Below are 14,177 nucleotides of genomic sequence, written 5' to 3' on the forward strand. Positions count from 1 at the left end.
CGCCCATGCTCGAAAAAATCGTCATCGCCAACCGCGGTGAGATCGCGCTGCGGATCCTGCGCGCCTGCCACGCGCTGGGCATCCGCACCGTCGCCGTGCACTCCACCGTGGACCGCAACCTCAAGCACGTGGCCATGGCCGACGAGTCGGTCTGCATCGGCCCGGCGCCCTCGTCGGAAAGCTACCTCAACATGGCCTCGATCATCGCCGCGGCCGAGGTCACCGACGCGCAGGCCATCCACCCCGGCTACGGCTTCCTCGCCGAGAACGCCGACTTCGCCGAGCGGGTGGAGCAGTCCGGCTTCATCTTCATCGGCCCCCGCGCCGACACCATCCGCCTGATGGGCGACAAGGTGGAGGCGATCCGGGCGATGAAGGAGGCCGGGGTGCCCTGCGTGCCCGGCTCCGGCGGCCCGCTGGGCGACGATGCGGCCACCAACGTCAAGATCGCCCGCGAGATCGGCTACCCGGTGATCGTCAAGGCGGCCGGCGGCGGCGGCGGGCGCGGCATGCGCGTGGTCCATTCGGAGGCCGCGCTGGTCACCGCCATCGCCACCACCAAGCAGGAAGCCAAGGCCGCGTTCGGCAACGACATGGTCTACATGGAGAAGTTCCTGGAGAACCCGCGCCACGTGGAGATCCAGGTGCTGGCCGACGGCCAGGGCCACGCCATCCACCTGGGCGAGCGCGACTGCTCGATGCAGCGCCGCCACCAGAAGGTGGTGGAGGAAGCGCCGGCGCCGGGCATCGACGCCGGGCAGCGCGCGCAGATCGGCAAGGTCTGCGTGGAGGCGTGCATCCGCATCGGCTACCGCGGCGCGGGCACCTTCGAGTTCCTGTACGAGAACGGGCGCTTCTACTTCATCGAGATGAACACCCGCATCCAGGTCGAGCACCCGGTCACCGAGATGGTCACCGGCATCGACCTGGTGGCCGAGCAGTTGCGCATCGCCGCCGGCCGCCCGCTGTCCATCCGCCAGGAGGACGTGGTGCTGGAAGGCCACGCCATCGAGTGCCGGATCAACGCCGAGGACCCGGAGACCTTCATCCCCAGCCCCGGCCTGATCCAGCACTTCCACGCCCCGGGCGGCCCGGGCGTGCGCGTGGACACCCACATCTACGAGGGCTACCGGGTGCCGCCCAACTACGACTCGATGATCGGCAAGCTCATCGTGCACGGCCCCGACCGCGAGACCGCGATCTGCCGCATGCGCGTGGCCCTGAGCGAGATGGTGGTGGACGGGATCAGGACCAACATCCCGCTGCAGCAGCGGATCATGCGCGACAAGGGCTTCCAGTCCGGCGGGCAGAACATCCACTACCTGGAAAAGCGCCTGGCCGAGCGCAAGAACCAGTCCATCGCCCTGGGCTGAGCCGCGCCCGATGCCCTACCTGGAGCTTTCGCTTCGCAGCACCGAGGCCGAGCAGCCGCGCTACGAGCGCGCGCTGGAGGCCGCCGGCGCGCTGTCGGTGACCCTGCTGGACGCCGACGCGGACACGCCCAACGAGCGCGCCATCCTCGAACCGGGCGTGGGCCAGACGCCGGTATGGAAGTCGCTGGTGCTGGCCGCACTGTTCGACGCCGATACCGATGCGCTGGCGCTGCTGGCCGCGCTGGAGGCGTCCGACCCGGCGCTGGACTGGAGCGGCGCCCGCTTCCGCGCCGTCGAGGACCAGGACTGGGAACGGGTCTGGCTGGACCAGTTCCAGCCGATGCGCTTCGGCGCGCGCACCTGGATCGTGCCGTGGAACCACGCCCTGCCCGCCGAGGCCGACGTGCCGGACGCGGCCGTGGTACGGCTGGACCCGGGCCTGGCCTTCGGCTCGGGCACCCACCCGACCACCGCGCTGTGCCTGCGCTGGCTCGACGGCCTGGGCGCCGACGGCGCGCTGCGCCGGGCGCGCGTGCTCGACTTCGGCTGCGGCTCGGGCATCCTCGCCCTGGCCGCGTTGAAACTGGGCGCCGCGCAGGCGGTGGGCGTGGACAACGACCCGCAGGCCGTGCAGGCCAGCCTGGACAACGCCCGGCGCAACGCGGTGGACGCGCGCCTGGCCGTGCACCTGCCACAGGACGAACCGGCGGCGCGCTACCCGGTGGTGGTGGCCAACATCCTCGCATCGGCGCTGGACGCGCTGGCCGAGGTGCTGGCCGCGCGGGTGGCGCCGGGCGGGCGCATCGCCCTGTCCGGCATCCTGCGCGGCCAGGAAGCGGAACTGCTGCCGCGCTACGCGGCCTGGTTCGACGCCCTGCAGGTCCAGGCCCAGGACGACTGGGTGCTGATCCACGGCCTCAGGCGGCCCTGACCCGCCCGCCGATCCGCGCCGCACCGGGCGCGTCAGCCCGGTTCCGGGTACCGGATGCTTGCCGTGAGCAGCGCGTCCTCGACGCTGATCGCGAGCACCACGGCCACCTCCTCCCAGCCCGTCCTGCGCAACTGCCGCAGGTGCAGCGCATTGGTCCACAGCCCGGCCGCCACGCGCCCGCCGCCATCCACGACCAGCAGCCCGCACAGCGCGCCGCTGCCGCCATCGATCAGGTACAGGCCATAGGCCGTGGCCAGGCACGCCGTCAGCGCCCCGCCCAGCCACCACAGCCGCCGCAGCAGCGGCCAGGCCCAGGGCAGCAGGAAGGCCTGCCAGGACCAATCCACCCGGACCGCGACCCTGCGGCCGCAGCGGCCGAGCACGACATAGCGGGGGATTCTCGGCACGTGTGGCGGCACCGCGCCGGGCGCCTCGGACCGCTTCGTCGACTCCTTCGATTCCATCCGTCCACACCAGGGTCGTCCTGACTAAAGCGGATAGTATCAACAACATTTCCATAATGTTATCGATACGAACCATGCCCGCGAGGCCCAGCCGCTATACCTCGCCTCCCCTTTGGAGGTTGGCGTGTGAGCAGGCTGCACCAACGGATTCGCGAGGCGCGTGGACTGACCGGGCTGTCGCAGGAAGCACTGGCGATCGACCTGGGCGTGTCGCGCAGCGCCATCGCCCAATGGGAAATGCATCCGGGCGGGACGGTGCCGGCGGTGGAGAACCTGATCGCGCTGGCGCGCCGCAGCGGCATGGCCTTCGAGTACCTGGCCACCGGGCGCGGCGCACGCATCGCGGGCGAACCGATCCTCAACGTCGCCGAGGAACCTTCGGCCTACCGGCAGTTGTCGGAACAGCAGCGCAGGCTGCTGGACTGCTTCGATGCGCTGGGCGCGCGCCAGCGCGCGGGGCTGCTCGACCTGCTGGACAGCTCCAGCCGGCACAAGCGACGCTGAGCGCCGGCCGCACCGCGCCGGGACGTGCTTGAATAAGGCGCATGTTCCTGCCCTGCCCGCACTGCCAGTTCCTGATCGCGCACCATCCGCAGTTGCGCCCGCTGCCTGCCGCCTGCCCGAACTGCGGCGAGCCGCTGCAGGAGCCCGACGCCGCGCACGACCCCGGGACCGCCGGCGATCCGTCCGGCGGGGCGGAGACCGCCGTCGCAGCGGTGGCCGCGCCGGGTGACGCGCCCGCGCAAGCCGGCGACGCGGGCATCGCCGCGTCGGCCGTTCCGCGCGTGGACGCGATGCCGGTCGACGACCTGGCCGACGCGCCAGCCGAAGAAGGCCACGCAAAAGCCACCGGCGGCGACGCCGGCAACCACGACGAACGGTCGGGCGACAGCGACAGCGACAGCGACAGCGACAGCGACAGCGACAGCGACAGCGACAGCGACAGCGACAGCGACAGCGACAGCGACAGCGACAGCGACAAAGCATCGTCGACGCGCGCGCCCGCATCCATCGCCCCCGATACCGGAGGCGAAGCCGCGGCCGCGGCGCACGTCTCGAACACCGCCACGCCTCCCGCCGCCGCGCCGGCGACCATCGCCATCGGCCCGCGCTTCGCCTCCGGCGGCAGGGTGCGCGGGCACTGGCCGCTGGTCGCGCTGCTGGCGCTGCTGCTGGCCGTGCAGAGCCTGCTGGCCGACCGCGCACGGCTGGCGGCCGACCCCCACTGGCGCCCGCTGGTCGAGCGCCTGTGCACGGCACTGCGCTGCGACCTGCCGTCCTGGCGCGAACCGGCCGCCTTCAGCATGCTGGAGCGCAAGGTGCGCGCGGCGCAGGAAACGCCCGGCACGCTGCGCGTGGATGCCACCTTCCGCAACGATGCGCGCTGGCCGCAGGCCTGGCCCGCCCTGCAACTGGCACTGGCCGACGCCGACGGCCGCGTCATCGGCAGCGGCGTGTACGCCCCGGAACACTACCTGGGCGTACCGCCGGACACTCTCCTGGCGCCGGGACAGAGCGCGCAGGTCACCTTTCTGGTGCAGGAACCGGCGCCGGGCACGGTCGCGTTTTCGTTCCGGTTCCGTTGAACGCGCCCGCGCCCATGACAGCGGCCGGAGCGGCGCGCTAGACTCGTTCGCCCGCTTGGACGCGGCCGCCGCTTCCGGACCCTTCGTGCAGCAGACTCCCCCCATCCGCGCCGACGCCGGGCGCAATGCCTCCCGTCCGCCGCTGCGCGAGCACGTGGCACAGTCGGTGCGCCGCTACCTGCGCGACCTCGACGGCGTGGACGCCAACGACGTCTACGAGATCGTGCTGCGCGAGATGGAGATCCCGCTGTTCGTGGAAGTGCTCAACCATTGCGAAGGCAACCAGAGCCGCGCCGCCGCGCTGCTGGGCATCCACCGGGCGACGTTGCGCAAGAAACTGAAGGACTACGGCCTGGCCTGAGCGCGCACGCCGCGCGCGGTGTCCGGCCGGATGTCGCGGGGCGGCTATAATTCCGCTTCTTTCCCGCACCGCTCCCCCTCCATGACCGCCGACCTCCTGCCCATCCACCGGGCACTGCTGTCCGTTTCCGACAAGACCGGCCTGATCGAACTGGCCCGCGCCCTGGCCGCGCGCGGCGTCGAACTTCTCTCCACCGGCGGCACCGCCCGCGCGCTCCGCGAGGCCGGGCTGGCGGTGAAGGACGTGTCCGAGGCCACCGGCTTCCCGGAGATGATGGACGGGCGGGTCAAGACCCTGCACCCGGCGGTGCACGGCGGCCTGCTCGGCCGCGCCGGCGTGGACGATGCGGTGATGGCCCAGCACGGCATCGCGCCGATCGACCTGCTGGTGCTGAACCTGTATCCGTTCGAGCAGGTCACCGCGCGCGCGGACTGCACCCTGGCCGAGGCGGTGGAGAACATCGACATCGGCGGCCCGGCGATGCTGCGCTCGGCGGCCAAGAACTTCGCCCGCGTGGCGGTGGCCACTTCGCCCGGGCAGTACCCCGCCCTGCTCGCCGAACTGGACGCCAACGACGGCCGGCTCTCGGCCGCGCAGCGCTTCGCCCTGTCGGTGGCCGCGTTCAACCGCGTGGCCCAGTACGACGCGGCGATCGGCAACTACCTTTCCACGGTGACCGACACCGCCGCCGCGGTACCCACGCGCGCCGAGTTCCCGACGCAGATGAACTCCACCTTCGTCAAGGCGATGGACCTGCGCTACGGCGAGAACCCGCACCAGTCCGGCGCGTTCTACCGCGACCTGTACCCGGTGCCGGGCACCCTGGCCACCTTCCGCCAGTTGCAGGGCAAGGAGCTGAGCTACAACAACCTGGCCGACGCCGACGCGGCCTGGGAGTGCGTGCGCCAGTTCGACGCCCCGGCCTGCGTGATCGTCAAGCACGCCAACCCCTGCGGCGTGGCGGTGGGCGCCGCCTGCGCCGACGCCTACGAGCGGGCCTACGCCACCGACCCGACCAGCGCCTTCGGCGGCATCATCGCCTTCAACCGGACGCTGGACGCGGCCACCGCCAAGGCCATCCTCGACCGCCAGTTCGTCGAGGTGCTGATCGCCCCGGGCTACGAGGCCGGTGCGCTGGAATACGCGACGAAGAAGGCCAACGTGCGCGTGCTGGAGATCCCGGCCGGCGACGGCATGAACAACTACGACAGCAAGCGCATCGGGTCCGGCCTGCTGCTGCAGTCGGCCGACAACCGCGGCATGGCCCGCGACGCGCTGAAGGTGGCGACGAAGCTGGCGCCGAGCGAGGCCCAGTTCGCCGACCTGCTGTTCGCGTGGAAGGTGGCCAAGTTCGTCAAGTCCAACGCCATCGTCTACGCCCGGGACCACCGCACCGTCGGCGTGGGCGCCGGGCAGATGAGCCGGGTGTACTCGGCGCGCATCGCCGGGATCAAGGCCGCCGACGCCGGGCTGCAGGTGGAAGGCTCGGTGATGGCCTCCGACGCGTTCTTCCCGTTCCGCGACGGCATCGACGCCGCGGCCGCCGCCGGCATCAAGGCGGTGATCCAGCCCGGCGGCTCGATGCGCGACGCCGAGGTGATCGCCGCGGCCGACGAACACGGCATCGCCATGGTGTTCACCGGTATCCGCCACTTCCGGCACTGAGGGAGTCCGGCATGCTTCTGACCCGGCTGGATGCGCTCGAAGCCCGCGTGGCCGATGACGCGGCGGCGTACGCGGGCGCCGACCCGTTCCCGCACATCGTCATCGACGGCCTGCTGAACCCAACCGCGCTGGAACAGGCGATGCGGGAATTCCCCGCGCCGCAGGCCATCGAGGACTGGCGCCGCGCCGATGCGGTGGACGCGCAGGGCCGCGTCGCCCAGAAGCTCAAGCTGGGCTACAGCGACGAACTCCGCTTCGGCCCCACGCTGCGCGCGCTGGTGCACGAACTGCATTCCTCGCCGTTCCTGCGCTACCTGGAACGGCTGACCGGCATCGAGCGCCTGTTGCCGGACGCGCACATGACCGGCGGCGGCCTGCACCAGTACCTGCCGGGCGCTGTGCTGCGCATGCATGCCGACTTCAACAAGCTGCCCGGGTTCGAGCTGGACCGCCGGCTCAACCTGCTGGTGTACCTCAACCCCGCCTGGGACCCGGCCTGGGGCGGCGACCTGGAGCTCTGGGACCGGGGCATGAAGGCCTGCGTGCAGCGCATCGCCCCGCTGTCCAACCGCTGCGTGGTCTTCTCCACCACGCACGACTCGTTCCACGGCATGCCCGATCCGCTCGCCTGCCCGGACGGCGTCACCCGGCGCTCGCTTGCGCTGTACTACTACTCCAACGGCCGCCCGGAGGCCGAACGCCGGGGCGAGCATTCGACGCTCTGGCAGGCACGCCCGGGAGAGGCCTGAGCCACGGTGCGTGCGGACCGCCCGACCCGCGCGGGCAGGCTAGAATCGCGTTCCCCTTGCGCAATCGGCGACCCTGCTTTCCAGGACACCAGATGAAAATTCTCGTAATCGGCGGCGGCGGCCGCGAGCATGCCCTGGCCTGGAAACTGGCCCTGTCGCCGCGCGTGGACGAGGTCATCGTCGCGCCCGGGAACGCCGGCACCGCCACCGAAGCCAAGTGCCGCAACGCGCCGGTCAAGGCCACCGACATCGACGGGCTGCTGAAGCTGGCCCGCGACGAGGGCGCGGCCCTGACCGTGGTCGGCCCCGAGGTGCCGCTGGTGGCCGGGGTGGTCGACCGCTTCCGCGAGGCCGGCCTGCGCATCTTCGGCCCCAGCGCCGCGGCCGCGCAGTTGGAAGGCAGCAAGGCCTTCGCCAAGGACTTCCTCAAGCGCCACGGCATCCCCACCGCGTTCTACGAGGTGCATGCCGACGTCGACGCCGCGCTGGCCTACGTTCGGGCCAAATCCGTCGAGAGCGGGGGCGCGCCGATCGTGGTCAAGGCCGACGGCCTGGCCGCAGGCAAGGGCGTGATCGTGGCGATGACGCTGGAGGAAGCCGAGGCCGCGGTGCGCGACATGCTCTCGGGCAACGCCTTCGGCGACGCCGGCGCGCGGGTGGTGATCGAGGAGTGCCTGGAAGGCGAGGAAGCCAGCTTCATCTCCCTGGTCGACGGCCGCACCGCGTTGCCGATGGCCACCAGCCAGGACCACAAGCGCGTGGGCGACGGCGACACCGGCCCCAATACCGGCGGCATGGGCGCCTACTCGCCCGCGCCGGTGGTCACCCCGCAGGTGCACGCGCGGATCATGCGCGAGGTGGTGGAGCCGACCGTGGCCGGCATGGCCGCCGACGGCGTGCCGTTCACCGGCTTCCTCTACGCCGGGCTGATGATCGACGCGGCCGGCACGCCCAAGGTGATCGAGTTCAACGTGCGCTTCGGCGACCCGGAGACCCAGCCGGTGCTGCTGCGCCTGCGGTCGGACCTGGTGGACCTGGTCGAGGCCGCCCTGGACGGGCGCCTGCACGAGGTGGAGGCGCAATGGGACGAACGCCCGTCGCTGGGCGTGGTGATGGCCGCGCGCCCGTATCCGGAATCGCCGGTCACCGGCGACGCCATCGGCGGCCTGGAGGCGGTGCCGGGCGATCTCGACAAGGGCGGGGCCAAGGTGTTCCACGCCGGCACCGCGCTGGATGCGGACGGGCGCGTGGTCAGCGCCGGCGGCCGGGTGCTGTGCGTGACCGCGCTGGGAAGCAGCGTGGCCGATGCGCAGCGCAACGCCTACGCCGGCGTCGACGCGATCGGCTGGGCCAACGCCTTCCACCGCCGCGACATCGGCTGGCGCGCGGTCGAACGCGAGCGCGGGCGATAGCGGCGTGAGCGATCGCGTCGAACCGTTCCGCGCGATCGTCATCAGCCAGCGCGCACGCGCGCTGGAGGAGGCCGGCCGCTCCGTGATCCACATGGAGTTCGGCCAGCCCTCGACCCCGGCGCCCGCCGCGGCGCTGGCCGCCGTGCGCGACGCGCTGCAGCGCGACCCGCCCGGCTACTGGGAAAGCGTGCCGCTGCGCGAGCGCATCGCGCGCCATTACCGCGAGCGCTACGCCGTGGACGTGGACCCGCGGCGCATCCTCCTGACCTGCGGCGCCTCGCCCGCGCTGCTGCTGGCGCTGCTGTCCTGGTTCCGCGCCGGCGACCGCATCGCGTTCGCGCGGCCGGGCTACATCGCCTACCGCAACACCACCCTGGCCGCGCACCTGCGGCCGGTGGAGATCGGCTGCGGCCCCGCCTCGCGCTACCAGCTCACCGCCGCCGCGATCCGGGCGCTGGACCCCGCGCCGGCCGGGGTGATCCTCGCCAGCCCGGCCAACCCCACCGGCACCATCATTCCCGCCGACGAACTGCGCGCCATCGCGCAGGCGTGCCGCGAGCGCGGCATCGCCATCGTCTCCGACGAGATCTACCACGGCCTGCACTACACGCAGCCGGCGCATTCGGTGCTGGAGTTCGCGCCGGACGCGCTGGTGGTCAACAGCTTCTCCAAGTACTACAGCATGGTCGACTGGCGGCTGGGCTGGCTGCTGGTGCCGGACGCGCACGTGGACACCGCGCGCGCCTACGCCGGCAACCTGTTCCTGACCCCGCCCTCGCCCAGCCAGCAGGCCGCGCGGGTGGCGATGGACCGCGTGGACGAGCTGGAAGGCCACCGCGCGGTATACGCGCGCAACCGCGACCTGCTGCTGGATGCGCTGCCGGCGCTGGGGCTGGAGCGGATCGCCCCGCCCGACGGCGCGTTCTACGTCTGGGCCGACGTGGGCCACCTCACCGGCGACAGCCTGGCCTTCTGCACCCGCCTGCTGGAGGAGACCGGGGTGGCGCTGGCGCCGGGCGTGGACTTCGATCCGGTCGACGGCCACCGCTTCATCCGCTTCAGCTTCGCCCCGGCCACCGCGCACATCGAGGAAGCGCTGCGCCGGCTGCGCCCGTGGTTCGCCGCGCAGCCGCGGGCCGGCTGAGCCGCGGGCCGCCCCCAGCCGCCGCGCCGGCCGCTCAGACGTTGGCCTGCTCCGGCGGCAGCGTGGTCCGCAGCGCCGCGGCGCCCGGCCCGTCCGCCGCCGGCGGGCAATGCCCGTCCAGGGTGTAGGCGGTCATCGACAGCGAGCCGTAGGCGTAGCCCTCCACCAGCGCCCTGGCCGGCCGGCCCGAGGCCGCGGCCAGGCCGGCGATGTACAGCACCGGCAGGAAGTGGTCGGGCGTGGGCACCGCGGCGCGGTAGTCCGGGTGCGAGAGCAGCGACGGCATCTCGTGCGGGCGTTCCCGCATCAGGACCCGCGCGTCCTCGTCGAAGCGCCGCGCCCAGTCGAACCCGCCGTCCGGCTGCTGCCAGTCGATGGCGCGCAGGTTGTGGACCACGTTGCCGCTGCCCAGCACCAGCACCCCGCGCGCGCGCAGCGCGGCCAGCTTCGCGCCCAGGGCCAGGTGCCAGTCCGGCGGGCGGCGGGCGTCGATGGACAACTGCACCACCGGGATGTCGGCGTCCGGGAAGGCATGCACCAGCACCGACCAGGTGCCGTGGTCGATGCCCCAGCCGTCCACGTCGGCGCCCACCCGGTCCGGCACCACCGCATCGGCCACTTCCTCCACCAGCTCCGGCAGCCCCGGCGCGGGGTAGTCGACGGCGAACAGCTCCGGCGGGAAGCCGTAGAAGTCGTGGATGGTGCGCGGCCGGGCCATCGCGGTGACCGCGGTGGCGTTGACGTACCAGTGCGCGGACACGGCCAGGATCGCCCGCGGCCGTGGCACCGAGGCGCCGAAGTCGCGCCAGGCCTCGGTGAAGCGGTTGCGCTCGAGCGCGTTCATCGGGCTGCCATGGCCGAGGAAGGCGGCGGGCATGATCGGGGTGGCGTCCATCGGAGGCTCCTGGGCGGAATAGGTGCGTCGCCCCAGCCTATACGGGCGGCCCGGGGATGGGCGTGTGCGGCATGCAACGGTCCGTGCCGGGCGTGGCCGAGGGTGCGGGCCCCTGCCGCGCCCGGGAGCGCGCCTGCCGGGCCGGACGCGGGCGCGGAGGTGGGAGGCCCGCGCCCGCGTCTGCTAGGCTCCGCGCAGTCCCGCGGAGACCCGCATGTCCGGCCACAGCCAGTTCGCGCTGCTGACCCAGCGCCGCTTCCTGCCCTATTTCATCGTGCAGGCGCTGGGCGCCTTCAACGACAACGTCTACCGCCAGGCCATCATCGGCCTGCTGTTCTTCCTGGGCGTGAGCACGGCCGAGCGCTCGCTGTACGCGATCCTGGCCCCGGCGATCTTCATCGCGCCCTACTTCCTGTTCTCGGCCATCGCCGGGCAGGTGGCCGAGAAGCTGGAGAAGCAGCGGCTGATCGTGATCACCACCACGATGGAGATCGCGATCATGGCGCTGGCCGCGGTCGGCTTCCTGCTGCAGAACATGCCGCTGCTGCTGGTGGCGCTGTTCTGCACCGGCATGCAGTCCACCCTGTTCGGCCCGGTGAAGTACTCGGTGCTGCCGGCCATCCTCAAGCCGGAGGAACTGACCGGCGGCAACGGCCTGGTCGAGATGGGCACCTCGATCTCGATCCTGGGCGGGATGATCTTCGGCGGGCTGATCTTCCAGCTCGCCGGCGCGCACGGGCCGGTGGTGGCCGCCACCGCCATCGTGCTGCTGGCGGTGACCGGCAACCGGGTGGCGCGGCGCATCCCGCGGGTGGACGCCGGCGCGCCGGGGCTGAAGGTCAACTTCAACCCGCTGCCCGAGTCGCTGGCGGTGCTGCGCATGGCGCGGCGCCAGCCGGCGGTGCGCAACGCGATCCTGGGCGTGTCCTGGTTCTGGTTCTTCGGCACCGTGCTGACCTCGCAACTGCCGGCATACGCCGAAGTGAACCTGGGCGGGGCGGCCGGCTCGGCGACGCTGTACATCTGCGCGCTGGCGCTGTTCTCCATCGGCACCGGCACCGGCTCGCTGCTGTGCGAGAAGCTGTCGGCGCGCACGGTGGAGATCGGCCTGGTGCCGCTGGGCGCGTTCGGCATGAGCGCGTTCCTGCTGGACCTGTACTTCGCCCGCCCCGGCCCGGCGCCGGTGGGCGGGCTGGGCGTGGCCGGCTTCCTCGCCCAGCCCGGCAGCGCGCGCATCGTGATCGACCTGCTGGGGATCGGCGTGTTCGCCGGCTTCTTCGTGGTGCCGCTGTTCGCCTTGATCCAGAGCCGCAGCCCGTCCTCGGAGATGTCGCGGGTGTTCGCCGCGCTCAACATCCAGAACTCCGGCTTCATCGTCCTGGCCGCGCTGGTGGCCCTGGCCGCCCAGCGCCTGGGCTGGACCTCGCCGCAGTTGTTCCTGGCCCTGGCCCTGGCCAACGTGGCGGTGGCCGCGTGGATCTTCGCCCTGGTGCCCGAGTTCCTGATGCGCTTCCTGAGCTGGCTGCTGGTGCGCACGCTGTACCGCATGCGCATCCGCGGGGTGGAGGCGCACGTGCCCGACGAGGGCGCAGCGCTGATCGTGTGCAACCACGTCAGCTACATGGACGCGCTGATCCTGGCCGCCGGCATCCCGCGGCCGGTGCGCTTCGTCATGTACTACCGGATCTTCGAGATCCCGGTGATGCGCTGGATCTTCCGCACCGCCAAGGCCATCCCCATCGCCGGCGCGCGCGAGGACCCGGCGCTGATGCAGCGCGCCTTCGACGCGATCGACGCGACCCTGGAGCAGGGCGGGCTGGTGTGCATCTTCCCCGAGGGCGCGCTGACCCGGGACGGGCAGATCGCCCCGTTCAAGTCGGGAGTGGAGAAGATCCTCGCGCGCGCGGCCGCCGCCGGCCGGCCGGTGCCGGTGGTGCCGATGGCCCTGCGCGGGATGTGGGCCAGCATGTGGAGCCGGCGCGGCGAGCGCGCGCAAAGCGGACGCCTGGGGCGCATGCGGGCGCCGCGCCGCTTCCGCGCGCGGGTGGAGGTCGCGGCGGCGGCGGCGCTGGCCGGCACGCCGCCGCCCACCGCCGCCGCGCTGGAGGCGCGGGTGCGCGAACTGCGCGGCGATGCCGCCTGATCCGGCCGCCATGCGCCGCCCCGCCACGCTCTTTGCCGGCGCCGCCGCGTCGGTTAGGCTTTGCCGCAGTTGCCCGAGGGGGAAAGCAACACCATGAACACTCCACCGCCGGGCGGTTACGGCGAGTACGTGCCCAACAACCTGGTCTGGGCGATCCTGACCACGCTGTTCTGCTGCCTGCCGCTGGGCATCGTGTCGATCGTCCATGCCAGCCAGGTGGACGGCAAGCGTGCCGCCGGCGACATCGCCGGTGCGCGCCAGTCCGCGCGCAAGGCGGGCCAGTGGGCGCTGTGGTCGGCGCTGGCCGGCCCCCTCCTGATCGTCCTGTGGTTCTTCCTGTTCGGTGGCCTGGCCTTGCTGGGCGGCCTGTCCAGCGCGCTCCACTGACCGCTCGACCGCTCCGCGACACATCCACCGCGTTTCCGACCATCCTTCAGGAGATCGTGCAATGAGCTACGTCCCGCCGCCGCCCGCCGCCCCGCCGATGCACGAGCCGGTTCCCAACCACCTGGCCTGGGCGATCATCTCCACCGTGCTGGCGACCTGCCTGTGCTGCCCGCTGGGCCTGGTCGGCATCGTGGCCATCGTGTTCTCCAGCAAGGTCAACACCCTGCTCAACCAGGGCGATATCGCCGGCGCGCGCCGCGCCTCGGCCAACGCCAAGATCTGGTGCTGGGTGGCCACCGCGCTGGCCATCGTCGGCGTGCTGTGGACCCTCTACTTCTTCTCCTCCGGCGGCATGGCCCAGTACCAGCAGTTGCTCGAGCAGATCGAGCAGTAAGAACCGCCGGGATGCCCATCTCGCGCCCGCTGCGGATCGCGGCGCTGGCGTCGGCCGCGGTCGCGGCCGGCGCGGGGGTGTGGCTGTTGCGCACCTACGACCCGAACGCGGCGGGCAATCCCTTCCCGCCCTGCATGTTCCGTGCGTTCACCGGCTGCTACTGCATCGGCTGCGGGCTGACCCGCGCGCTGCACGCGCTGGTCCACGGCGACCTGCCGGGCGCGCTGTCGATGAACCCGCTGGCGGTGCTGCTGATGCCGTTGATGCCGCTGATGGTTGCCTGGTCCGGCGGCTGGCAGCCGCGCGCGTTGGCGCCGCTGATGCGATGGCTGATGGAGCCAAAGCTGTGGCTGGTGCTGCTGCCGGGGTATTGGATCGCCCGCAACCTGCCCTGGCATCCGTTCACCCTGCTGGCGCCGGGTTGAAACCGAGGCAAAGCCCGCGCCGGGGGGCGGTCGGGTCGATGACGCGTGGCGACGCGGCCAGCCATGCGGCGCCTCCCGGCCTGCGCGGCGCGGATCGCCCGCCACCTGCCCGGGTACCGTTCACGCTGCTGGCACCGGGCCGAAAACCCGCCGGCAGCCAATCCGCCACGGGAACGGCCGGCCTGCGCATTTGCAGGCGCCGGGTATAGCTTGGGACCTCCGGCCGGCGTGCCGGACGCCAAGCGTCA

At 72.3% G+C, this 14,177-nt stretch carries 15 protein-coding genes; 13 read left to right on the forward strand and 2 right to left on the reverse strand.

What is annotated here, in order from left to right; translation table 11 throughout:
* Nucleotides 1–5: 5 nt before the first annotated feature.
* Nucleotides 6–1,373: an acetyl-CoA carboxylase biotin carboxylase subunit gene (gene accC, locus HNR76_RS11750; protein ID WP_162310231.1), complete on the forward strand. Its 1,368-nt coding sequence runs from the start codon at nucleotides 6–8 to the stop codon at nucleotides 1,371–1,373.
* Nucleotides 1,374–1,383: 10 nt separating this feature from the next.
* Nucleotides 1,384–2,304 (forward strand): 50S ribosomal protein L11 methyltransferase, encoded by a 921-nt coding sequence (gene prmA / locus HNR76_RS11755; RefSeq protein WP_162310230.1) that lies wholly within the window; start codon nucleotides 1,384–1,386, stop codon nucleotides 2,302–2,304.
* A 32-nt stretch (nucleotides 2,305–2,336) separates the two neighbouring features.
* Here the strand turns inward: prmA and HNR76_RS11760 are convergent, their stop codons facing one another.
* Nucleotides 2,337–2,711: a hypothetical protein gene (locus HNR76_RS11760; protein WP_162310229.1), complete on the reverse strand. Its 375-nt coding sequence runs from the start codon at nucleotides 2,709–2,711 to the stop codon at nucleotides 2,337–2,339.
* Between the two features lie 183 nt (nucleotides 2,712–2,894).
* Between HNR76_RS11760 and HNR76_RS11765 the strand changes: the two genes are divergently transcribed.
* The 7 genes from HNR76_RS11765 to HNR76_RS11795 all read left to right on the forward strand — a co-directional run bounded on the left by HNR76_RS11765 (nucleotide 2,895) and on the right by HNR76_RS11795 (nucleotide 9,685).
* Complete coding sequence (locus HNR76_RS11765) at nucleotides 2,895–3,272, forward strand: helix-turn-helix domain-containing protein (RefSeq protein WP_162310228.1); 378 nt, start codon at nucleotides 2,895–2,897, stop codon at nucleotides 3,270–3,272.
* Nucleotides 3,273–3,313: 41 nt separating this feature from the next.
* Nucleotides 3,314–4,354: a DUF3426 domain-containing protein gene (locus tag HNR76_RS11770; protein WP_211373161.1), complete on the forward strand. Its 1,041-nt coding sequence runs from the start codon at nucleotides 3,314–3,316 to the stop codon at nucleotides 4,352–4,354.
* A gap of 85 nt (nucleotides 4,355–4,439) precedes the next feature.
* On the forward strand, nucleotides 4,440–4,715 hold the full coding sequence (gene fis, locus HNR76_RS11775) for a DNA-binding transcriptional regulator Fis (protein WP_249065601.1): 276 nt from the start codon (nucleotides 4,440–4,442) through the stop codon (nucleotides 4,713–4,715).
* Nucleotides 4,716–4,796: 81 nt separating this feature from the next.
* Nucleotides 4,797–6,380 carry a bifunctional phosphoribosylaminoimidazolecarboxamide formyltransferase/IMP cyclohydrolase gene (gene purH, locus HNR76_RS11780; RefSeq protein WP_162310227.1) on the forward strand — a complete coding sequence of 528 codons (1,584 nt, stop codon included), beginning with the start codon at nucleotides 4,797–4,799 and terminating at the stop codon, nucleotides 6,378–6,380.
* 11 nt (nucleotides 6,381–6,391) lie between these two features.
* Nucleotides 6,392–7,129 carry a 2OG-Fe(II) oxygenase gene (locus HNR76_RS11785; RefSeq protein WP_162310226.1) on the forward strand — a complete coding sequence of 246 codons (738 nt, stop codon included), beginning with the start codon at nucleotides 6,392–6,394 and terminating at the stop codon, nucleotides 7,127–7,129.
* A 92-nt stretch (nucleotides 7,130–7,221) separates the two neighbouring features.
* On the forward strand, nucleotides 7,222–8,541 hold the full coding sequence (gene purD / locus HNR76_RS11790; RefSeq protein ID WP_162310225.1) for a phosphoribosylamine--glycine ligase: 1,320 nt from the start codon (nucleotides 7,222–7,224) through the stop codon (nucleotides 8,539–8,541).
* Between the two features lie 4 nt (nucleotides 8,542–8,545).
* On the forward strand, nucleotides 8,546–9,685 hold the full coding sequence (locus HNR76_RS11795; RefSeq protein ID WP_162310224.1) for a pyridoxal phosphate-dependent aminotransferase: 1,140 nt from the start codon (nucleotides 8,546–8,548) through the stop codon (nucleotides 9,683–9,685).
* A 34-nt stretch (nucleotides 9,686–9,719) separates the two neighbouring features.
* Here HNR76_RS11795 and ygiD read toward each other — a convergent pair whose 3' ends face one another.
* Nucleotides 9,720–10,580: a 4,5-DOPA-extradiol-dioxygenase gene (gene ygiD / locus HNR76_RS11800; protein ID WP_162310223.1), complete on the reverse strand. Its 861-nt coding sequence runs from the start codon at nucleotides 10,578–10,580 to the stop codon at nucleotides 9,720–9,722.
* A gap of 214 nt (nucleotides 10,581–10,794) precedes the next feature.
* On the opposite strand from ygiD, the gene HNR76_RS11805 reads away from it, so the two are divergent.
* The 4 genes from HNR76_RS11805 (at nucleotide 10,795) to HNR76_RS11820 (ending at nucleotide 13,929) form a co-directional block, all read left to right on the forward strand.
* Complete coding sequence (locus HNR76_RS11805) at nucleotides 10,795–12,723, forward strand: MFS transporter (RefSeq protein ID WP_162310222.1); 1,929 nt, start codon at nucleotides 10,795–10,797, stop codon at nucleotides 12,721–12,723.
* 93 nt (nucleotides 12,724–12,816) lie between these two features.
* Nucleotides 12,817–13,110, forward strand: a complete 294-nt coding sequence (locus HNR76_RS11810) for a CD225/dispanin family protein (RefSeq protein WP_162310221.1) — start codon at nucleotides 12,817–12,819, stop codon at nucleotides 13,108–13,110.
* A 61-nt stretch (nucleotides 13,111–13,171) separates the two neighbouring features.
* A complete protein-coding gene (locus HNR76_RS11815) occupies nucleotides 13,172–13,504 on the forward strand; it encodes a CD225/dispanin family protein (protein WP_162310220.1) in 333 nt (110 codons plus the stop codon).
* Nucleotides 13,505–13,515: 11 nt separating this feature from the next.
* Nucleotides 13,516–13,929: a DUF2752 domain-containing protein gene (locus HNR76_RS11820; RefSeq protein WP_162310219.1), complete on the forward strand. Its 414-nt coding sequence runs from the start codon at nucleotides 13,516–13,518 to the stop codon at nucleotides 13,927–13,929.
* Nucleotides 13,930–14,177: the final 248 nt, after the last annotated feature.

This window comes from Pseudoxanthomonas broegbernensis (genome assembly GCF_014202435.1).
GTDB classification, from domain to species: Bacteria; Pseudomonadota; Gammaproteobacteria; order Xanthomonadales; family Xanthomonadaceae; genus Pseudoxanthomonas; species Pseudoxanthomonas broegbernensis.